Source organism: Ruminococcus bovis, assembly GCF_005601135.1.
In the GTDB taxonomy this organism is placed as follows: Bacteria; Bacillota; Clostridia; order Oscillospirales; family Acutalibacteraceae; genus Ruminococcoides; species Ruminococcoides bovis.
On sequence record NZ_CP039381.1, the window covers coordinates 2,133,990 to 2,154,445 of the forward strand.

19 protein-coding genes and 1 pseudogene are annotated in these 20,456 nt (G+C 34.0%); 19 read left to right on the forward strand and 1 reads right to left on the reverse strand.

The annotated features are described in order from the left end of the window. Window position 1: 1 nt before the first annotated feature. The 14 genes and pseudogenes from purM (at window position 2) to E5Z56_RS12245 (ending at window position 14,812) form a co-directional block, all read left to right on the forward strand. Entirely contained in the window at window positions 2-1,039 is a 1,038-nt protein-coding gene (purM, locus tag E5Z56_RS10065; RefSeq protein WP_138157671.1) for a phosphoribosylformylglycinamidine cyclo-ligase, read from the forward strand. Then, a complete protein-coding gene (gene purN, locus E5Z56_RS10070) occupies window positions 1,039-1,665 on the forward strand; it encodes a phosphoribosylglycinamide formyltransferase (protein ID WP_138157672.1) in 627 nt (208 codons plus the stop codon). Before purM ends, purN begins: the two co-directional genes overlap by 1 nt. A 13-nt stretch (window positions 1,666-1,678) precedes the next feature. After that, window positions 1,679-2,395 carry an IMP cyclohydrolase gene (locus E5Z56_RS10075; RefSeq protein ID WP_138157673.1) on the forward strand — a complete coding sequence of 239 codons (717 nt, stop codon included), beginning with the start codon at window positions 1,679-1,681 and terminating at the stop codon, window positions 2,393-2,395. A gap of 11 nt (window positions 2,396-2,406) precedes the next feature. After that, the gene (locus E5Z56_RS10080; RefSeq protein WP_138157674.1) at window positions 2,407-3,585 is read left to right on the forward strand and encodes a phosphoribosylaminoimidazolecarboxamide formyltransferase; all 1,179 of its coding nucleotides are present in this window, start codon (window positions 2,407-2,409) and stop codon (window positions 3,583-3,585) included. Between the two features lie 13 nt (window positions 3,586-3,598). Then, window positions 3,599-4,864, forward strand: a complete 1,266-nt coding sequence (gene purD, locus E5Z56_RS10085) for a phosphoribosylamine--glycine ligase (protein WP_138157675.1) — start codon at window positions 3,599-3,601, stop codon at window positions 4,862-4,864. Window positions 4,865-4,945: 81 nt separating this feature from the next. Continuing rightward, window positions 4,946-6,271 (forward strand): MATE family efflux transporter, encoded by a 1,326-nt coding sequence (locus tag E5Z56_RS10090; protein WP_138157676.1) that lies wholly within the window; start codon window positions 4,946-4,948, stop codon window positions 6,269-6,271. 173 nt (window positions 6,272-6,444) lie between these two features. Further along, the gene (locus E5Z56_RS10095; RefSeq protein WP_175405457.1) at window positions 6,445-7,308 is read left to right on the forward strand and encodes an aldo/keto reductase; all 864 of its coding nucleotides are present in this window, start codon (window positions 6,445-6,447) and stop codon (window positions 7,306-7,308) included. Between the two features lie 228 nt (window positions 7,309-7,536). After that, the gene (locus tag E5Z56_RS10100; protein ID WP_138157677.1) at window positions 7,537-8,211 is read left to right on the forward strand and encodes a RibD family protein; all 675 of its coding nucleotides are present in this window, start codon (window positions 7,537-7,539) and stop codon (window positions 8,209-8,211) included. A 70-nt stretch (window positions 8,212-8,281) separates the two neighbouring features. After that, window positions 8,282-9,175 carry a LysR family transcriptional regulator gene (locus E5Z56_RS10105; protein ID WP_138157678.1) on the forward strand — a complete coding sequence of 298 codons (894 nt, stop codon included), beginning with the start codon at window positions 8,282-8,284 and terminating at the stop codon, window positions 9,173-9,175. Window positions 9,176-9,289: 114 nt separating this feature from the next. Further along, window positions 9,290-10,291: an aldo/keto reductase gene (locus E5Z56_RS10110; protein ID WP_138157679.1), complete on the forward strand. Its 1,002-nt coding sequence runs from the start codon at window positions 9,290-9,292 to the stop codon at window positions 10,289-10,291. Window positions 10,292-10,328: 37 nt separating this feature from the next. Then, window positions 10,329-11,498, forward strand: coding sequence for an iron-containing alcohol dehydrogenase (locus E5Z56_RS10115; protein WP_138157994.1), 1,170 nt, complete (start codon window positions 10,329-10,331; stop codon window positions 11,496-11,498). Window positions 11,499-11,509: 11 nt separating this feature from the next. Then, complete coding sequence (locus E5Z56_RS10120) at window positions 11,510-12,145, forward strand: flavodoxin (protein ID WP_138157680.1); 636 nt, start codon at window positions 11,510-11,512, stop codon at window positions 12,143-12,145. A 149-nt stretch (window positions 12,146-12,294) separates the two neighbouring features. Then, entirely contained in the window at window positions 12,295-13,581 is a 1,287-nt protein-coding gene (mtaB, locus tag E5Z56_RS10125) for a tRNA (N(6)-L-threonylcarbamoyladenosine(37)-C(2))-methylthiotransferase MtaB (protein WP_138157681.1), read from the forward strand. Window positions 13,582-13,841: 260 nt separating this feature from the next. Next, window positions 13,842-14,812: pseudogene (locus E5Z56_RS12245) on the forward strand (IS30 family transposase). Here E5Z56_RS12245 and E5Z56_RS10140 read toward each other — a convergent pair. After that, window positions 14,809-15,876: a glycoside hydrolase family 10 protein gene (locus tag E5Z56_RS10140; RefSeq protein WP_175405458.1), complete on the reverse strand. Its 1,068-nt coding sequence runs from the start codon at window positions 15,874-15,876 to the stop codon at window positions 14,809-14,811. The pseudogene E5Z56_RS12245 and the gene E5Z56_RS10140 overlap by 4 nt on opposite strands. 25 nt (window positions 15,877-15,901) lie before the next feature. Here E5Z56_RS10140 and E5Z56_RS10145 point away from each other — a divergent pair, with 25 nt between their 5' ends. The 5 genes from E5Z56_RS10145 (at window position 15,902) to E5Z56_RS10165 (ending at window position 20,342) form a co-directional block, all read left to right on the forward strand. Then, the gene (locus tag E5Z56_RS10145; RefSeq protein ID WP_175405459.1) at window positions 15,902-16,183 is read left to right on the forward strand and encodes a DUF1294 domain-containing protein; all 282 of its coding nucleotides are present in this window, start codon (window positions 15,902-15,904) and stop codon (window positions 16,181-16,183) included. Window positions 16,184-16,187: 4 nt separating this feature from the next. Beyond that, window positions 16,188-17,054 carry an RluA family pseudouridine synthase gene (locus E5Z56_RS10150; protein WP_138157683.1) on the forward strand — a complete coding sequence of 289 codons (867 nt, stop codon included), beginning with the start codon at window positions 16,188-16,190 and terminating at the stop codon, window positions 17,052-17,054. Window positions 17,055-17,114: 60 nt separating this feature from the next. Next, a complete protein-coding gene (locus E5Z56_RS10155) occupies window positions 17,115-18,185 on the forward strand; it encodes a branched-chain amino acid aminotransferase (RefSeq protein ID WP_138157684.1) in 1,071 nt (356 codons plus the stop codon). Window positions 18,186-18,356: 171 nt separating this feature from the next. Next, the gene (locus E5Z56_RS10160) at window positions 18,357-18,881 is read left to right on the forward strand and encodes a cysteine hydrolase family protein (RefSeq protein WP_138157685.1); all 525 of its coding nucleotides are present in this window, start codon (window positions 18,357-18,359) and stop codon (window positions 18,879-18,881) included. Window positions 18,882-18,893: 12 nt separating this feature from the next. Next, window positions 18,894-20,342: a nicotinate phosphoribosyltransferase gene (locus E5Z56_RS10165; RefSeq protein ID WP_138157686.1), complete on the forward strand. Its 1,449-nt coding sequence runs from the start codon at window positions 18,894-18,896 to the stop codon at window positions 20,340-20,342. Window positions 20,343-20,456: the final 114 nt, after the last annotated feature.

Genomic DNA, 20,456 nt, shown 5'->3' on the forward strand with positions numbered 1-20,456 from the left:
TATGAAAAATAGTTTTTCAGAAAGTTACAAGAATGCAGGTGTTGATGTAACAGCAGGTTACAAAGCAGTTGAATTAATGAAAGAGCATGTTAAGAGAACAAAAACATCAGGTGTTGTTTCAGGCATTGGTGGTTTTGGTGGTCTGTTTGCTCCTGATATGAAGGGTATGGAAGAACCAATCCTAGTAAGTGGTACTGACGGTGTCGGTACAAAGCTAAAACTTGCTTTCTTACTTGATAAGCACGATACAATCGGTATTGATGCAGTTGCAATGTGTGTTAATGATGTTGTATGTTGTGGTGCAAAGCCAATGTTTTTCCTTGATTACATCGCAGTTGGAAAGAATGTACCTGAAAAGGTAGCACAAATCGTATCAGGTATTGCTGATGGTTGTGAAATGTCTTATTCAGCACTAGTTGGTGGTGAAACTGCTGAAATGCCTGGTTTCTATCCTGTTGATGAATATGATGTTGCAGGTTTCTCAGTAGGTATTGTTGATAAGAAGAAAATCATTGACGGTAGAAAACTAACAGCCGGTGATGTACTTATCGGTTTACCATCAAGTGGTGTTCATTCAAACGGTTTCTCACTAGTAAGAAAGGTATTTGGTATTGATGAAAACACAATTCATAACGAATACCCAGAACTAGACAAGCCTCTAGGTGAAACTCTACTAACTCCAACAAAGATTTATGTTAAGCCTATCCTAGACCTAATCAGCAAAGTTGATGTAAAGGCTATTTCTCATATTACCGGTGGTGGCTTCTATGAAAACATTCCTAGAATGTTAAGTGACGGCCTAACTGCTAAGATTAAGAAAGATGCAGTTCCTGTACTTCCAATCTTTAAGGTAATTCAGAGAGTTGGTAACATTCCTGAACATGATATGTTCAATACATTTAATATGGGTATTGGTATGATTGTTGCAGTTGCAAAGGAAAATGCAGATAAGGCAGTTGAAACTCTAAAGGCTTACGGTGAAGATGCAGTAGTTCTTGGTGAACTAGTTGAAGGTAATGACGGAGTTATTTTTGAATAATGAAGAATATAGTTGTTTTAGTTTCCGGTGGTGGCACTAATTTACAGGCACTTATTGATGCAGAAAAATCAGGTATCATCAAAAGTGGCAAGATTACAACAGTAATTTCTTCTAATCCTAATGCCTATGCACTGGAAAGAGCAAAAAATAATAATATAGATACTGATGTTATCAGAAGAAAAGATTTTGATACATTTGATGAATATGATACTGCTTTATCAGAATTGTTAAAGAGTAAAGGTGCTGACCTTGTTGTCCTAGCAGGTTTTATGACTATCCTAGGACATAAGGTGATTTCAGCCTTTGAAAACAGAATTATCAATATTCATCCGGCCCTAATTCCAAGTTTCTGTGGTGAAGGCTTTTATGGACTGAAAGTTCATGAAGAAGCACTAAAAAAGGGTGTTAAAATTTCAGGTGCAACAACTCATTTTGTAACAGAAGAGTGTGATGGTGGTCCTATCATTATGCAAAAGTCTGTTGAAGTAAAGAATGACGATACACCGGAAATTTTACAAAGAAGAATTATGGAAAATGTAGAGTGGAAGATACTTCCACTTTCAGTAGAATTATTTTGCAGTGGCAAAATAAAAGTAGAAGATAACAAAACAATAATTTCAGAATGAGAGGTACTTTATAGTGAAAGCAATATCATTTGAGAAAGATCTTCAGAGTAACGCATATCCCGGCAGAGGCATTATGCTAGGGAGAACTGCTGACGGTAAAAACGCAGTAATCACATACTTTATTATGGGTAGAAGTGAAAACAGCCGAAACAGAGTTTTTGTAGAAGAAGGTGAGGGCATCCGTACACAGGCTTTTGATGAAAGCAAACTAACAGACCCTTCACTAATTATCTATGCACCTGTAAGAGTGCTAGGTAACAAGACTATCGTTACAAATGGTGACCAGACAGATACTGTTTATGACCTAATGAAAGAAGGTCAGACTTTTGAACAGTCACTTCGCACAAGAGAGTTTGAACCTGATGGTCCTAACTACACACCAAGAATTTCAGGTATTATCGAAATTAACGATGGAAAAATGGATATGAATATGTCAATTCTAAAGAGTGATGACGGTGACCCTAATTCTTCACTAAGATTTACTTATTCTTATGAAAACCCACTGGCAGGTAAGGGCAGATTTATTCATACATATATGAATGACGGTAACCCACTACCAAGCTATGAAGGCGAACCAACTCTTGTAGATGTTAATAATGATGATATTGATACATTTACTAAAAAAGTATGGAATGCACTTAACGAAGATAACAAAGTATCTCTATTCGTAAGATATATTGATATTGCAACAGGCAAAGCAACATCAAGAATTATTAATAAAAATAAATAAGGAGAATTACTATGCGCGAACTTGAACTAAAGTATGGTTGTAACCCTAACCAGAAACCATCAAGAATTTTTATGAAAGACGATAGTGACCTTCCAATCGAAGTTCTAAACGGTAAACCGGGTTATATTAACTTTCTAGATGCTTTCAATAGCTGGCAGTTAGTTAAGGAACTAAAGACTGCTACAGGTCTACCTGCTGCTGCATCATTTAAGCATGTTTCTCCTGCCGGTGCTGCTGTTGCAACAGAACTTTCAGATACACTTAAGAAAATCTACTTTGTAGACGACCTAAAACTTTCACCACTAGCATCAGCCTATGCTAAGGCCAGAGGTGCTGACAGAATGAGCTCTTACGGTGACTGGGCAGCACTTTCTGATGTATGTGATAAGGAAACTGCTTTGCTACTAAAGAGAGAAGTATCTGACGGTATTATTGCTCCTGGTTATACAGACGAAGCACTTGAAATCCTAAAGACTAAAAAGCGTGGTAACTACAACATTGTTAAGATTGACCCTAACTATACACCTGCTCCACAGGAATATAAGGATGTATTTGGTGTTACTTTCCAACAGGGCAGAAACGAACTAAAGATTGATGAAGAATTCTTAACAAAGAATATTATCACAGAAAATAAGGAACTTCCTGAAGAAGCTAAGAGAGATTTGCTTATTGCTTTAATCACTCTAAAATATACACAGTCAAATTCAGTTTGCTATGCAAAGGACGGTCAGGCTATCGGTGTTGGTGCAGGTCAGCAGTCAAGAATTCACTGTACTCGACTAGCCGGTAATAAGGCAGATATTTGGTATCTTCGTCAGCATCCAAAGTGCCTAAACCTACCTTTCAAGGAAGACATTAGAAGACCTGACAGAGATAACACAATTGATGTTTATATTTCCGATGATTACGAAGATGTACTAGCTGATGGCACATGGGAACAGTTCTTTACTGAAAAGCCTGAACCACTTTCAAGAGAAGAAAAGAAAGAATGGTTAAGCACATTCTCAGGTGTTTCTCTAGGTAGTGATGCATTCTTCCCATTTGGTGATAATATCGAAAGAGCTAAGAGAAGTGGCGTTCAGTATGTTGCACAGCCTGGTGGCTCAATTCGTGATGATAATGTAATTGATACTTGTAACAAGTACAATATGACAATGTGCTTTACAGGTATTAGACTATTCCATCATTAATGAGGTGACTTAAATGAAAATATTAATGGTTGGTTCCGGTGGTAGAGAACATGCACTAATCAAGAAGTTACTTGAAAGTGATAAGGTAGAAAAGCTTTATTGTGCACCGGGTAACGGTGGTATTTCAAGAGATGCAGAAGTTGTTGATATTCCTGTAATGGATAAAGAAAAAATGGTAGCTTTTGCAAAAGACAATAACATTGATATGGTTTTTGTTGCTCCTGATGACCCACTAGCTGACGGTATGGTAGATGCTTGCGAAGAAGCCGGTATTCGTGCATTTGGTCCAAATGCAAAGGCTGCTATTATTGAAGCATCAAAGGTTTTCTCTAAGAACCTAATGAAAAAGTACAATATTCCAACTGCTCAGTATGAAGTTTTTGGCGACTCAGAAAAGGCAATTGCTTGGGTTAAAGAAAATAATATGGCACCATGTGTTGTAAAGGCTGATGGCCTTGCACTTGGTAAAGGTGTTCTTATTTGTCAAACTGTTGAAGATGCAGTAGAAGCAATTAAGACAATTATGGAAGATAAGAAATTTGGTTCTTCCGGTAATAACATTGTTATTGAAGAATTCCTAACAGGTCCTGAAGTTTCTGTTCTGTCATTTACAGACGGTAAGACAGTTAAACCTATGGTTAGCTCAAAGGATCATAAGAGAGCATATGACAATGATGAAGGTTTAAACACAGGTGGTATGGGTACAATCAGTCCAAACCCTTACTATACTGATGAACTTGCTAAGCAGTGTATGGAAGAAATCTTTATTCCAACAGTAAATGCTATGAAAGCAGAGGGCAGACCATTTAAGGGTTGTCTATACTTTGGCTTAATGATGACACCAAAAGGACCAAAGGTTATTGAGTATAATGCTCGTTTTGGTGACCCTGAGGCTCAGGTTGTACTTCCAAGACTAAAGACAGATTTAGTTGATATTTGTGATGCAATTATTGACGAAAGACTAGACGAAATCAATATTGAATGGTCAGATGAACCAACTGCTTGTGTCGTTATGGCAAGTGGTGGATACCCTGAATCATACAAAAAGGGTATTGAAATGTTTGGTCTAGATGATAAAGGTCAAGTTGAGGGTGCAACAGTTTATCATGCCGGTACAAAGTATGAAAACGGCAAATTCTACACAAACGGTGGTAGAGTTCTGGGTGTTACTGCCAGTGGTAAAACTCTTGATGATGCACTTAATAATGCTTATAATGCAGTAAAGAAAATCTCTTTTGAGGGTGCACATTATAGAACCGATATTGGTCGCACAAAATAATTTTTAATAATTGAACTTAAATGCACATCATTTTATGGTGTGCATTTTTGACGGTAAATCTTTTTGAAGGTTAGTGGTTTTATGTTTACAAATAAAGATTTACGAAATATGATTATCCCAATTTTCTTTGAACAGTTCCTACTGATGTTAGTAGGTTTAGCAGATACATTTGTAGTTAGTTATGCCGGTGAAGATGCAGTTTCCGGTGTATCTCTTGTAAACTCATTTAATACAATTTTGCTATTCCTATTTACAGCTTTAGCATCAGGTGGTGCAGTAATAATCTGTCAGTACATAGGTTGTAAAGATAAAGAAAATTCCACAAAGTCAGCTTGTCAGTTACTTATGTTTTCAACAGTATTTTCTGTTGTACTATCTGTGCTAATTTTAATTTTTAGCCATAGCATATTGGTTTTACTGTTTGGTAAAGTAGAGCAAAGTGTTATGAATGCTTGTGTTACATACCTTAAAATTTCTGTTTACTCATTTCCTGCTTTGGCAATTTATAATGCCGGTGCAGCTTTGTGCAGAAGTATAGGTAAGTCAAATGTAACAATGAATGTTTCAATATTTGCTAACTTTATAAATATTCTCGGTAACTGTATCGGTGTATATGTGCTAAAAATGGGAGTTGCCGGTGTTGCGTATCCTTCATTAATTTCAAGAACTATCTCGGCAATAGCAGTTACTGTTTATTGCTTTAAGAAAAATAATATGGTTTCTTATAAATGGAAATATATCTTTAGTTGGAACAGTAGCATATTAAAGAAAGTAATGAAAGTTGCAGTACCTAACGGTGTAGAGAATGGTGTTCATCAGCTTGTAAAGGTTGCAATTTCAAGTATTATTGCACTATTTGGTACTTGCCAAATTGCAGCAAATGGTGTTGCCCAAAGTATATGGTCATTAGCAGCACTAATGGGTCTTGCTTTGTCACCGGTATATACAACAGTAATCGGCAGATGTATGGGTGCAAATGACATTAAGTCAGCAAATTTCTATTTCAAGAAATTAAACAAACTTACAACAATTTTGTCTATTGTTTGGAACGGTTTTGTTATTGCAATTACTCCAATATTACTTCAGTTCTTTACCTTGTCAGCTGAGGCTAAGCACTTAGTAATCATAATGGTAATTATCAATAATGCTATAAACGGTCTAGTCTTTACCTATGCAGGACCATTGGGAAATGGATTGAGAGCAGCCGGTGATGTAAAGTTCACAATGATTATTTCAGTATCACTAACTGTATTTGCAAGATTATTTTTCTCAATAATTTTAGGTATTACTCTAAATTTAGGTGTAATCGGTGTAACTATCGGTATGTGTATTGACCTAATCATCAGAGCTGTAATTTTCTTATGTAGATATAAGTCCCAAAAGTGGACAAAGTTCAAATTAATTTAAAATTATCAATTTTTATATGGTGGTTTAGTGTTTATCATTAAGCCACCATTTTTATATAAAAGCAAAATAAAAAATTTTTATAAAAAGTCTTGACTTGAAGTCAACTCCAAGTTGTATAATGAAAATGAACTTAATAATACATTGAAATTAATATAATTTAGGAGGAAAAAATAATGATTTTTAACGAAACTTATACTCTTTCAAATGGTGTGAAAATTCCAAAACTAGGTTTAGGTACTTGGTTTATTGATGACAGTGTTGTTGCAGATGCAGTGAAAAGTGCAGTAAAGCTAGGCTATCGTCTAATTGATACTGCTCAAGCATATGGCAATGAAGCCGGTGTAGGTAAAGGTGTTTTAACTTGTGGTGTTCCAAGAGAAGAAATCTTTGTTACAAGTAAGGTTGCAGCTGAAGCAAAAACTTATGAAGATGCAAAGAAATCAATTGACGAAACTCTAGAGAAAATGGGACTTGATTATCTTGATTTAATGATTATCCATAGCCCTCAGCCATGGGTAGAATTTAGAGAAGATAAGAGATATTTTGAAGAAAATAAGCAGGTTTGGAAAGCCCTTGAAGATGCTTATGAAGAAGGCAAACTAAAGGCTATCGGTGTATCTAACTTCCTAAAGGATGACCTAGATAATATCCTTAGTGATTGCAAAGTTAAGCCTATGGTTAACCAAATTCTAATGCACATTAGTAACACAGACCTTGACTTAGTTGATTATTGTAAGAAGAATGATATTCTTGTAGAGGCTTATTCACCAATTGCTCATGGTGAAATTCTAAACCAACCACAAATCAAGGCAATTGCTGATAAGTACAAAGTATCTGTACCACAGCTATGTATCAGATATACAATTCAGATGGGTACAGTTTCACTTCCAAAAACTGCAAACCCTGACCATATGAAAACTAATGCTGATGTTGATTTTGAAATTTCAGCAGAAGATATGGAAACACTAAAGAACTTTGAAAAGATTGATAACTACGGTGAAAGCAGTGGTTTCCCTGTATATGGTGGTAAGCTATAATTATTGTAAACTTTTATATAACATTGGCTCCCTCAGACGAGGGAGCTGTCGCTCTTGAATTGCAATTGCAATTCAATTTTTATAGAGCGACTGAAGGAGGGAAAAAGCATTGTTAATATGCGATTTTCCTTATTATGAGAAACTTATAATTACCACAAATAAGTGATTATCATAGTAAAAATATCATTAATTAAATTCCGTATAATCAGAATATAAAGAGGTAACAAAATGAAAAAACCATACATTATTTGTCATATGATGACTTCAATAGATGGTAGAATTGATTGTGCAATGACATCAAAGCTACCGGGTGTAAATGAATACTATTCAACATTAAGTGAAATTAATGTTCCAACAACAGTTAGTGGTAGAGTAACTGCTGAACTTGAAATGGCTGACGGTGAGTTTGTTCCAAAGAATAACGAGCCTTACGGTAAAGAGGGTTTCTCTAAAAAAGCAAATGCAAAGGGCTATGAAGTTATTGTTGATACAAAGGGTAAACTTCTATGGCATGATGCATCAGGTATGAACAAACCTTACCTAATCCTAACAAGTACAAATGTAACTAAGGAATATTTAGATTATCTAGATAGCAAGAATATTTCTTGGATTGCTTGTGGTAATGATAAGGTTGATTTAGTGAAAGCATCAGAAATTCTTGCTACTGAATTTGGTGTAGAAAGAATGGGTATTGTTGGTGGACCTATTATCAATACTGCATTCCTAGATTCAGACCTACTTGATGAAATCAGTATACTTGTAGGTTCAGGTATCGACGGCAGAGGTGGTATGCCAACTGTATTTGATGGATTGCCAATGAACCATGATGTAACAAGACTAAAATTAATTGATGTTCAGAAGTTTGGTAGTAGTGCAGTTTGGCTGAGATATAAGTGTAATTAATTTTATGTCCTAATTGACAAAGAAATATTCTTTATTTATAATCATTTTATAACTATAAGGTGGTGTAATTATGTATAATCCTCAACTAGATACATTTATAAAGGTAGCTGATGCCGGTAGTTTCAACAAAGCATCAGAAGAATTATATATTACACCATCAGCAGTTATAAAACAGATAAATTTGCTTGAAAAGTCCCTTGGACTAATACTTTTCAATCGAACACATAGAGGTTTAATACTTACAGAGGCAGGAAAGTCCCTATATCAAGATGCTAAGTACATAATCAGCTATTGCAAAGATTCTGTTGTAAGAGCAAAGAATGCTATGTCAAGTGGTGATAAAATTATTCGTATTGGTTCATCACCAACAACACCGGCACAATTATTAATGCAACTTTGGCCAAACATTCAATCACAATGTCCTGATATTAAGTTTGAGATTGTACCATTTGAAAATACACCTGAAAATGCAAAAGAAATTCTTGCAAACCTAGGTAACAAAATTGATGTTATAGGTGGTATTTTTGATGATACAATGTTGCATTTAAGGAAGTGTAATGGTCTTGAACTTTCAAGAGAACCATTCTGTTGTGCAGTATCAATTCACCATAAATTAGCAGTAAAAGATAAACTTCAAATTGAAGATTTATATGGTGAAAACTTAATGCTAATGCACAGAGGTTGGAGTAACTATGTTGATAGACTTAGGGATGATATATGGCAAAACCATAGTGCAATAAATATTGTTGATTTTGATTTTTACAATATGAATATTTTTAATAAATGTGAAAATACCAACAATGTACTTTTAGCTATAAAAGGTTGGGCAAATGTTCACCCATTACTAAAGGTTATTCCCGTAGAATGGGAACACAGTATTCCTTATGGGTTGTTATATTCAAAAAATCCAACAGATACCGTAAAGCAATTTCTAACTGCTGCTAAAAATTCTGTTGTAAACTAGAGTTATTACCTTTAGGTATATACTGATTAACTAAGTGAGACTTCTTTTGAAGTTTCACTTTCTTTATAATATAAGTATAGAAATTAATTATTTTTATGTTATAAGGAGTAAAAAATGAAGAATAGAATTTTAGGAACTGATTTACAGGTTTCAGCAGTAGGCTTAGGTTGTATGGGTATGAGCCATGCCTATGGTTCACCTGCTGATGAAAAGGAAATGTGTAATCTAATCTCAAAAGCAGTTGATATTGGTTATAACTTCTTTGATACTGCCGAAATTTACGGTACATTAGCTGACCCTCACCATAATGAAAAATTAGTAGGTAAAGCACTAAAACAGTACCGTAACAAAGTAAAAATTGCCACAAAGTTTGGAATTAAGTTTGATGAGTCTAATAAAAATGTAAATAGAGCATTAATCCCTGACTCAAGACCTGAAGTAATACGAAAGTCAGTAGAAGGTTCATTAAAGCGACTAAATACAGACCATATTGATTTGTATTATCTTCATAGAGTTGACCAAAATGTGCCTATTGAAGAAGTAGCCTCAGTTATGGCTGACTTAATCAAAGAAGGCAAAATCACTCATTGGGGACTTAGTGAAGTTAAGGAAGATACTATCCGTAGAGCAAATTCAGTTTGCAAAGTAACTGCAATACAGAACCGTTATTCTATGATGTATCGAGATTATGAAAGTCTGTTTCCTGTACTTGAAGAACTACAAATTGGTTTTGTAGCATTTTCACCACTGGCAAATGGATTTTTGTCAGGAAAATATAACGAAAATTCTAAGTTTGAAAAAGGTACTGATTACCGTAGTGTAATGCCACAGTTCACAAGTGAAGCAGTAAAAGAAAATCAAGAACTACTAAAATTATTAACCGATTTAGGAAAAGAAAAAGGTGCAACACCGGCACAGATTTCTCTGGCATGGATGATTTCTAAGAAACCATATATTGTACCAATTCCGGGTACTAGAAAGCCTGATAGACTAAAAGAAAATGCTGAGTCTGCTAATATAGAACTTTCAGAAAGTGAAGTTCTATCAATAGATAAAGCATTAGAAAATACACATATGTCACAAGTATTTGGTGGCACAAAAATTATTAAAAGATAAAGGAGAACTCAAACATCATTTGTTTGATATAAAAAGTATGAATAATTTTGTTTTTGAAAACTCATCAAAGGTTTATTTTGGTGAGGGTTGTGTAAAAGAATATTTGTCAAATATTCTAACTTCATATGGCGACAAAGTTATGCTTTGTTACGGTGGAGGTTCAATTAAGAATAACGGTATCTATGATGAAGTTGTTTCTGTATTAACCGATAGCAACAAGAAAATTATTGATTTTCCGGGTATTCCATCAAATCCAACTTATTCAAAGGTACAAGAGGGTATCTCACTTGCAAAAGAAAATAATGTTGATTTAATTTTAGCAGTTGGTGGTGGCAGTGTAATGGATTGTTGCAAAGCAATTTCACTAGGGGCTAAGTATGACGGTGACATTTGGTCTGACTTTTGGGCTAGAGGCGGTGTTGTTAACTTTGAACCATTACCACTTGGAATTATTGTTACTGCTGCCGGTACAGGTAGCGAATGTAACGGTGGTGCAGTAATTACGAATGAAGAACTTAAGATTAAAACAGGTAGAGATTATCCAAAGCTAAATGCACAGTTTGTTATGTTAGACCCAACATACACATACAGTGTACCAAAGTTCCAAATGGTTTCAGGTGCATTTGATACACTTTCACATATTATGGAAATTTACTTTAGTGAACCTGATGAAAGCAATGTTTCTGATGATATTTCAGAGGCACTAATGAAAAATGTTATTAAGAACTTGCGTGTTGCAATTAAGAATCCCGAAGATTATGAAGCAAGAAGTAATCTAATGTGGGATGCAACAATGGCTGAGAACCGTATTATCAAACTTGGCAAAAAGACTGACTTTCAATGTCACCAAATGGAACATCAGTTAGGTGCATATACTAATTGTAACCATGGTGCAGGACTTGCAGTTCTTCATCCTGTTTACTATAAGCATATTTGTGAAGTTGGCAAAAAGAAATTTGCACAGTTTGCAACTAATGTTTGGGGTATCCCTAAAGATAATAAAACAGAAGAACAACTAGCCTTAGAAGGTGTAAATGCTTTAGCTGATTTTATTAAAGAAATCGGAATGCCAACTACACTTAAAGAATTAGGTGTTGAAGAAAATATCAATCTAAAAGAAATAGCAGAGTCATGTTTCATTGTTGGTGGTAGCTACAAGAAACTAACTCACAAAGAAATTTTAGAAATTTTTGAAGAATGTAAATAAGGAGAGATTTTATGAAAAAATTAACTTCCCTAGTAATTGCACTTTTACTTGTACTAACTTTTTCAGCTTGTGGTAGTTCAAATTCTAATTCAAGTTCTAGCAACGGTACAAATAGCAACTCAAGTTCATCAACAAGTACTAAGACAAAAACTACTAAGTCAAAGGGTAAAGTATTAGTAGCATATTACTCAGCAACAGGTTCTACAAAAGCAGTAGCTGAAACAATTGCAAATGCAACAGGTGGAGATCTCTTTGAAATTGAACCTAAAGAACCATATTCAGAAGGTGACCTTGATTGGACAAATAGCAGAAGCAGAGTAAGCGTTGAACATGATGACGAAAGCAAAAGAGATGTTCCGTTAAAAACTGTAACACCTGAAAATTTCGATAATTATGATACAGTATTTATCGGTTATCCAATTTGGTGGGGTATTGCTGCTTGGCCTGTAGATAACTTTGTTAAAGGCAATGACTTTACAAACAAGACAGTTATTCCTTTCTGTACTTCATCATCATCAGGTCTTGGAGATAGTGGCGAACTTCTAAAAGAACAAGCAGGTACAGGTAATTGGCAAGATGGGGAAAGATTTTCTTCAGGTGCATCACAAGATGAAGTAGAGTCTTGGGTAAAAGACCTAGGTATATAAATCAAACATAATAAAAATAATGCCCATTGATTTTCAATGGGCAATTTTTATGGAAAATATAGTTATTTCCTTGCTTTATCAATCCTTTAGTTGACATTTCTCTTGAAAATTATTATACTTTAAGTTATGACTAAAAGGAGAAGTATTTTATGACATTTAATATAATTACACTGGGTTGTAAGGTTAATCAGTACGAATCTCAGGTTATGACAGAGGTTATGCTAAAAGATGGTTTTACCCATAGCCCTGACAAAGACCATGCAGATATTTTTATTGTAAATACTTGTACTGTAACTTCTGTAAGTGATAGCAAAAACAGAAAGCTAATAAGAAGAATTAGAAGAAATAACGAAAATGCAATTATTGTAGTAACAGGTTGTATGTCACAAGCATTTCCTGAAGATGAAGTGTATGAAATTTGTGATATTGTTGTGGGTAATACAAACAGAAAAATTATCTCAAAGTTAATAAAAGATTATGTGTCAAATTCAGACCATTATGTAAATGTTGAAGAACATACAGGTGGAGAAATTTTTGAACCAATTAAGATTACTAACTTTGAAGAAAGAACAAGAGCACAAATCAAGATTGAAGACGGTTGTAACCGTTTCTGTGCATATTGTATTATCCCTTATGCAAGAGGTAGAGTTCGTTCAAAGGATATTAATGAGCTAAAGGAAGAGGCAACAGACCTAGCATCAAAGGGCTTTAGAGAAATTGTTTTAGTAGGTATCAACCTTTCTTGCTTTGGTCAAGATACTAACTTAAATTTATGTGATGCAGTAGAAACTGTAGCATCAGTTGATGGCATTGACAGAGTAAGACTAAGTTCCCTAGAACCTGAAAGACTTGACCCTGAGTTTATTGAAAGACTTGCAAAGTGTGATAAACTTTGCCCACAGTTCCATTTATCTCTACAGTCAGGTTGTGATGAAACATTAAAGAGAATGAACCGTCATTACGATACAGCAGAATACAGAACAATTGTAAATAACTTGCGTAAAGCTTTTAAAGATTGTGCAATTACTACTGATGTAATGGTAGGCTTTGCAGGTGAAACCGAAGAAGAATTCCAAAAGTCCCTTGACTTTGTTCATTCAATTAAGTTTGCCAAAGTGCATACTTTCTCATATTCTCGTAGAAAGGGTACAGTAGGCGACAAGCTACCTAATCAGGTTGACCCACAAATTAAGAGTGAACGCAGTAAGAAGATGATTGAAGTTACTCTAAAGGATAGAAAAGAGTTCCTTAGAAACCAGCTTAACAATACATATTCAGTTCTGTTTGAACGTAAGAAAGAAGAAGGCTACTGGGAAGGTTATACAATGAACTATACACCGGTAAGAGTATTTTATGACTTAGACCTAAACGATAAGATTGTAGATGTTAAATTGACAGATGCATTTGATGATTATTGCATAGGTGAATTAATTTAATTTCATAGTAAGGTTTGCAATTTCTTTAGTTGCAGATTTTTCCGATAAAGAACTATAACTGTATAGCATTATACCATTATAGTTCTTTTTTACTGCAATTTCATATTCTTGTTTTAGTATATCGTCAAAGTCACTCCAAGTGCCACTGTCACTGTCATGGTAGATTATAATAACAAGTGCAACACTAAAAAAATAGACAATATGAAAACCAACGTGTAAAATGTAGTTGCAACACCAAACATAATACGGAGGTAATCATATTGTCATATACACATCTTACACTAATTGAAAGAGAATGTCTACAAGAATTTTACGAAAAAGGATATAGCATAAGAAAAATTGCAAAAATACTTGAACGAAGTCCTTCTACAATCAGCAGAGAATTAAAACGGAATTTTAGTAAAAAACGCAAACACTATCATTCTTGGGGCGCACATGTAAAATATTTAGTAAGAAGAAAGGATTGTCATAGAAAAATAATTTACTCATATACACAGATATATATAATTATGTATTTGATAAATTACATTCCTTTTGGTCACGAAATAATAGCCGATAAATGGAATTTAAATCATAATATAAAGATTTCTTTTCTTCTATTTATCGTGCAATTCGTTCCAAATTATTCCCGGGTATTTCACCTGCATCACATCTTAGAAGAAGAGGAAAACCTTACAGAACTGAGCGTAAGACCTACACTAAACATTCTGAAAAATCAATTCATAATCGTGATTCTGTAATTGATGAGAGAGGAAGATTTGGTGATTATGAGGGAGATACAATTTACGGTTCAGTTGGAAAAGGCTATCTTGTTACTGCTATTGATAGAAAATCAAGATTTCTTGTAGCTGCTACCTGTAAAGATAAATCTATTTCATCAATTAATTCAGCTTTTAGAGAAGCTTTTGAAAAAGCTTCTTTAAAAATCAAGCCACTTACATTAACTTTAGATAATGGTTCTGAATTTAACGGATATGCTGATATTGAAAAAGATTTAGATTTAGAAATATATTTTGCAGATGTTCATGCTCCTTGGCAACGAGGTTCAAATGAAAATATCAATGGACTATTAAGATTTTTCTTTCCAAGAGGTACTGATTTCAGAAAAGTCACAAGAGCACAACTTGATGCAGTCCTTGATAAAATCAATAATAGACCTAGAAAATGTTTAGACCTTCTTTCACCTATTGACTATTTTAATCAAAGTGTTGCACTTGGTTTGACAATCTAAGCATCAGTACCGGCTTTATATCCGGCAAGACCTGAATATATTTTGATATTTTTATTTGTCTTAATCTTTAGCCAATCATTAATGGCATCTTCATAAGTAAGTGCAGGATTGTCTAAGCTAAAGTAAATTTGAGGGCAAATGTAGTCAATATATCCGTCTTTACTGCACCAAGTTTTTACATCAGCATAAATTTCCTTGTTGTTGTCAACATTGCCTTGTGGTGAAATGCCAAACTGTACATTGTCTTTAAGGCTATGAACTTTCTCATATACCTTTTTGATTAGTGTATTAACATTGTTCATCCTCCACTTGTCAAGGCTAAGACAGTTGTTATTTTGTGCTTTTTTGTATTGACTGTATTCTCTGCTATCAAAACTTTCATCATCAGTAGGGTAGAAGTAATCGTCAAACTGTATTCCGTCAATATCATAGTTAGCAACAATTTCTTCAACACCATTTACAACTAGGTCTTGAGCCTTTTTACTTGCCGGGTTAAGATAAATTCCATCATCAGTTTCAACACCTATGGAACTATCTTTAATGTATGGATTATCACTTGATAATTTTTCAGGAACTTTTTTGCTTTTAACTCTGTATGGATTTACCCAAGCCTCAATTCTCATTCCGGATGAATGTACTTTTTTACACATATATTTTAGTCCATCATAATTTGGATTTTTGCCTTGTTCACCTGTAAGTATGTGAGAATAAGGATATACATTTGAATTATATAATGCATCGGAAAATGGTCTAACTTGTACAATAAGTGTGTTAAAGCCTTTTTCTTTACAAGTGTCAACAATAGAATCAAACTTCTTTTTAAATGAAGTATAACTTCTGTCTGTGTCACTCATGTCAAGGTCCATATATGTAACCCAAATTCCTTTCATAAAGAATTTATCTTCACTTTTCTTAATAACTTTTTTAATGGTACTTTCAGTTATAGGTACAGTATTGGTGTTGCTAACTTCTTTTACAGGATTTGCTACTTCATAGTAATTTAATGTGATAACGGCTATTAGAAGTGAAAGAGCAAGTAAAGATAAATAAATTTTAGTTTTCAATATTAACAATCCTTTCGGTGATATTATGTTGTATTTTCTGATTATATATTTAGTAATAGTGAATATTATAGCCATAGCCTTGACTATTTATGATAAAAGAGCAAGTGTTTTGGGTTCGTGGAGAGTAAGAGAAAGCACCTTGATGCTATTTTCATTTTTAGGTAGTTCGGTATTAATGTACCTAACTATGAGAATTATTCATCACAAAACAAGACACCCACTTTTTATGGTTGGTATTCCAATTATTTTTGTGTTACAAATTATTTTTACCTTAGTAGTGCTTTATGCAGTAGGTTATTTAGGATAGAGTTATGAGTAGAAAAAATTTAACTTTTATAGTGCCGATTGAATATGACAACAAAAATTGCAAAGAGTTTTTAAAGTATTATTGCAACATTTCAGCAAGATTAATTACAAGACTGGTTAGAACCAAAATGGGAATTACTAGGGATAATCAGCTTTTGAGAACTATAGATAATGTGTATGTAGGGGATAAGGTAGTAATTAATTTACCTAACGACAGTAACGAAATTACTCCAACTAAAGGTGAACTAAATGTAATTTATGAGGATGACTATATTTTAGTAGTAGATAAACCTCCACTAATGCCGGTACATCCTACTAAGAATCACCAAACAGATACTTTAGCAAATATAGTTAGATACTATTCGCTTAACAAAAATGAGGACTATACCTTTAGAGCAATTAACAGAATAGACAGAGATACATCAGGCTTAGTTGTAATTGCAAAAAATAGATTTGTAGCAAACAAAATCAAGTCTCTATATAAAGAATATACAGCAGTATGCTGTGGTAATATTGTCGAAGATGGTACGGTAAATAAAAATATAAAATTAAAAGAAGATAGCAAGATGGTTCGTGAAGTTTCTGATGATGGTGCAAAGGCTGTTACTCACTATAAAGTGATAGACAGAAGTCCTAGCTATACAGAAATTCTCTGTACTTTGGAAACCGGAAGAACCCATCAGATAAGATGCCATATGTCATACCTAGGTTATCCACTTGCAGGGGATGATTTATATGGTGGTTCTCTAGAACATATTTCTAGACAAGCACTACATTGTAGCAAGGTGATTTTCGCCCATCCAATAAGTAATGAAAAAATAGTTTTAGAAAGTAATGTGCCTTTTGACATAAAATATTTGTTAAAATATTGACTATTATGTAATTTGTGATAAAATAGAACTAGAGTTCATATATGAAAGGTCGATTATATTATGGAAGAAATTAAAATTGAACTTACTAAAAATCCAAAAGAAAAACCACAAGACGAAAGCAAATTAGGTTTTGGTCGTATTTTCACAGACCATATGTTCCTAATGAACTATGATGAAGGTCAGGGTTGGCATGACCCAAGAATTGTACCTTATGGTCCAATCGCACTAGACCCATCAGCAATGGTATTCCACTACGGTCAAGAAGTATTTGAAGGTATGAAAGCATACAGAAATGTCAACGGTGGCATTAACCTATTTAGACCGGACAAAAATATGGCTAGACTTAATGTTTCTAACGAAAGACTTTGTATTCCTCAGATTGACGAAAAGTTTGCAGTAGAAGCTGTTAAGAAACTTGTAGAAGTAGAAAAAGATTGGGTACCACATTCAGAAGGTACATCTCTATACATTAGACCATTTATTTTCTCAACAGATGCTCAGCTAGGTGTTCACCCAGCAAAACATCTTCTATTTGTAATTATCTGTTGTCCTGTTGGTGCTTATTATCCTGAAGGACTTAACCCTGTTAAGATTTATGTTGAAGAAAATTATGTTCGTGCCGTTAAGGGTGGTATGGGCTTTACTAAGACAGGTGGTAACTATGCTGCTTCTCTAAAGGCTCAGGACGAAGCTGAAAAGCAGAAATATACTCAGGTTCTATGGCTAGACGGTGTAGAAAGAAAGTATATTGAAGAAGTTGGTACAATGAATGTATTCTTTGTTATTGATGACGAAGTTATTACACCTGCACTTCAAGGTTCAATCCTTGGTGGTATCACAAGAATGAGTACAATCGAACTTCTAAAATCTTGGGGCTACAAGGTTTCAGAAAGAAGACTTTCAATTCAGGAAGTTGAAAAAGCAGCTGACGAAGGCAGACTAAAGGAAAGCTTTGGTACAGGTACTGCTGCAGTTATTTCACCAATCGGTGAACTAAAGTGTGGCGATAAGGTTATGACAATCAACAATGGCGAAATCGGTGAAATCAGCCAGAAACTTTACGATAACCTAACAGGTATTCAGTGGGGTAAGGTTGAAGATAAGCTAGGTTGGGTTGTACCAGTTTGCTAATCTAAAATCTAAAAGTTAAGACTTTAAGACCTATGTTTTTGCATAGGTCTTTTTTATACCTTTTTTATCTTATCCTATACTTTTCTAAACTAAAATTTACCTAAATTATACTTGACTAAATTCTGAAAAAATGATTGAATATTACTAGATAAATTTAAGTAGGGATTAATTATGAAGAAATGTCTTGTAGTTGTAGATTATCAAAATGACTTTGTTTCAGGTTCTCTTGGCTTTGAAAAAGCTAAAGAACTTGACTCTAAAATAGCTAATTTAATTGAAAAGTACCATAATAACAGTGATGATGTTGTTTTTACTTTAGATACCCATTATGATGATTATATGAATACAAATGAGGGTAAATCTTTACCTGTACCACATTGTATTAAAGGAACAAATGGTCATAATCTTTATGGCAAAGTGTCACAATCAGTTAAAGAAACAGATTTACTTTTTGAAAAGAATACTTTTGGCTCGGATAAACTTTTTGAATATTTAAAAAATAATCGGTATTCATCAATAGAATTAGTTGGTGTAGTAACAAATATCTGTGTTATCTCAAATGCAGTAATTGCAAAAACTGCCCAACCTGAAACAGAAATTATTGTAAATAAAAGTCTTGTTGCATCAAATGACGACAAGTTAAATGATGAAGCACTTTCCGTTATGAGTAGCTTCCAAATTAAAATAACAGAATAAGTAGGTGTAAATATGACAGAAAAGAATATGACTATGCTATGTGACTTTTATGAACTTACAATGGCAAACGGCTACTTTAAGAACGGTTTTTATAAGAGAATTACATATTTTGATGTGTTCTATCGTTCAGTACCGGACAATGGTGGTTTTGCAATTGTAGCAGGTCTTGAGCAAGTAATTGATTATATCAAGAACCTTCATTTCTCAAGTGAAGATATTGATTATCTTCGTTCAAAAAACATTTTTGATGAAGAATTTTTAGATTATCTAAAGGACTTCCATTTTACAGGTGACATTTATGCAATACCTGAAGGCACACCTGTATTTCCAAATGAACCAATCCTTACAGTAAAAGCACCGGCAATTGAAGCACAACTTATTGAAACATTTGTACTTCTTTCAATTAACCATCAGTCACTGATTGCTACTAAAGCAAATAGAATTGTAAGAGCCTCTCAAGGCAGAACGGTACTTGAATTTGGTTCTCGTAGAGCACAAGGTGCTGACGGTGCAATCTTAGGTGCAAGAGCAGCGTATATAGGTGGATGTGCAGGTACTGCTTGTACAATTACAGATGAACTTTATGGTGTACCGGCAGGTGGTACAATGGCTCATTCTTGGATACAAATGTTTGATACTGAGTATGATGCATTTAAGACTTATTGTGAAACTTATCCTGAGAATGTAACACTTTTGGTTGATACTTATAATACCCTAAAAAGTGGTGTACCAAATGCAATAAAGGTGTTTAAGGAAATTCTTTTACCGAAGGGTATTACTAATTTTGCAATCAGACTTGATTCAGGTGATATTTCTTATCTATCTAAGAAAGCAAGAAAAATGCTTGATGATGCAGGCCTACAGTGTTGTAAGATTGTAGCTTCCAATGCACTTGATGAATACCTAATTCGTGACTTAATGATGCAAGACGCAAAGGTAGATACTTTTGGTGTAGGTGAAAGACTGATCACTTCCAAGAGTACACCGGTATTTGGTGGAGTATATAAGTTAGTTGCAGTTGAAGATAATGAGGGCAACATTATTCCGAAAATCAAAGTCAGCGAAAATACTGCAAAAATCACTAACCCACACTTCAAGAAAGTTTATAGATACTATGACAAAGAAAGTGGCAAGGCTTTGGCAGATGAACTTTGTATCTATGACGAAGTGGTAAATGATAAAGAACCTAGAATAATCTTTGACCAACAGGCTACTTGGAAAACTAAGGAGTTAACTAATTTTACAGTTCGTGAACTTCAAGTACCAATCTTTAAAGATGGCAAGTGTGTATATGATATGCCAACCCTTGAAGAAATCAAAGATTATTGTGCTAAGGAAATTGATTTACTATGGGATGAAGTTAAGCGTTTCGAAAATCCACATAAATATTATGTTGACCTTTCAGAAAAGCTATGGAATACCAAGAAAGATTTACTTTCAAGATTTAAGAACTTTATATAAATAAAGAATATGCCTTGCCACTTTGTTGTAGCAAGGCGTATTTTTTAAATCAAAATTATAATAGCTATCCGTTTAGGACAAAAAATTGCAATTCGTGACAATTTACTTTAATAT

What these genes read in the sequence shown, in the direction of transcription:
- purM (WP_138157671.1), top strand. Translation starts at nt 2, where the DNA reads ATGAAAAATAGTTTTTCAGAAAGTTACAAGAATGCAGGTGTTGATGTA.
- purN (WP_138157672.1), top strand. Translation starts at nt 1,039, where the DNA reads ATGAAGAATATAGTTGTTTTAGTTTCCGGTGGTGGCACTAATTTACAG.
- E5Z56_RS10080 (WP_138157674.1), top strand. Translation starts at nt 2,407, where the DNA reads ATGCGCGAACTTGAACTAAAGTATGGTTGTAACCCTAACCAGAAACCA.
- purD (WP_138157675.1), top strand. Translation starts at nt 3,599, where the DNA reads ATGAAAATATTAATGGTTGGTTCCGGTGGTAGAGAACATGCACTAATC.
- E5Z56_RS10090 (WP_138157676.1), top strand. Translation starts at nt 4,946, where the DNA reads ATGTTTACAAATAAAGATTTACGAAATATGATTATCCCAATTTTCTTT.
- E5Z56_RS10095 (WP_175405457.1), top strand. Translation starts at nt 6,445, where the DNA reads ATGATTTTTAACGAAACTTATACTCTTTCAAATGGTGTGAAAATTCCA.
- E5Z56_RS10100 (WP_138157677.1), top strand. Translation starts at nt 7,537, where the DNA reads ATGAAAAAACCATACATTATTTGTCATATGATGACTTCAATAGATGGT.
- E5Z56_RS10105 (WP_138157678.1), top strand. Translation starts at nt 8,282, where the DNA reads ATGTATAATCCTCAACTAGATACATTTATAAAGGTAGCTGATGCCGGT.
- E5Z56_RS10110 (WP_138157679.1), top strand. Translation starts at nt 9,290, where the DNA reads ATGAAGAATAGAATTTTAGGAACTGATTTACAGGTTTCAGCAGTAGGC.
- E5Z56_RS10115 (WP_138157994.1), top strand. Translation starts at nt 10,329, where the DNA reads ATGAATAATTTTGTTTTTGAAAACTCATCAAAGGTTTATTTTGGTGAG.
- E5Z56_RS10120 (WP_138157680.1), top strand. Translation starts at nt 11,510, where the DNA reads ATGAAAAAATTAACTTCCCTAGTAATTGCACTTTTACTTGTACTAACT.
- mtaB (WP_138157681.1), top strand. Translation starts at nt 12,295, where the DNA reads ATGACATTTAATATAATTACACTGGGTTGTAAGGTTAATCAGTACGAA.
- E5Z56_RS10145 (WP_175405459.1), top strand. Translation starts at nt 15,902, where the DNA reads ATGTTGTATTTTCTGATTATATATTTAGTAATAGTGAATATTATAGCC.
- E5Z56_RS10150 (WP_138157683.1), top strand. Translation starts at nt 16,188, where the DNA reads ATGAGTAGAAAAAATTTAACTTTTATAGTGCCGATTGAATATGACAAC.
- E5Z56_RS10155 (WP_138157684.1), top strand. Translation starts at nt 17,115, where the DNA reads ATGGAAGAAATTAAAATTGAACTTACTAAAAATCCAAAAGAAAAACCA.
- E5Z56_RS10160 (WP_138157685.1), top strand. Translation starts at nt 18,357, where the DNA reads ATGAAGAAATGTCTTGTAGTTGTAGATTATCAAAATGACTTTGTTTCA.
- E5Z56_RS10165 (WP_138157686.1), top strand. Translation starts at nt 18,894, where the DNA reads ATGACAGAAAAGAATATGACTATGCTATGTGACTTTTATGAACTTACA.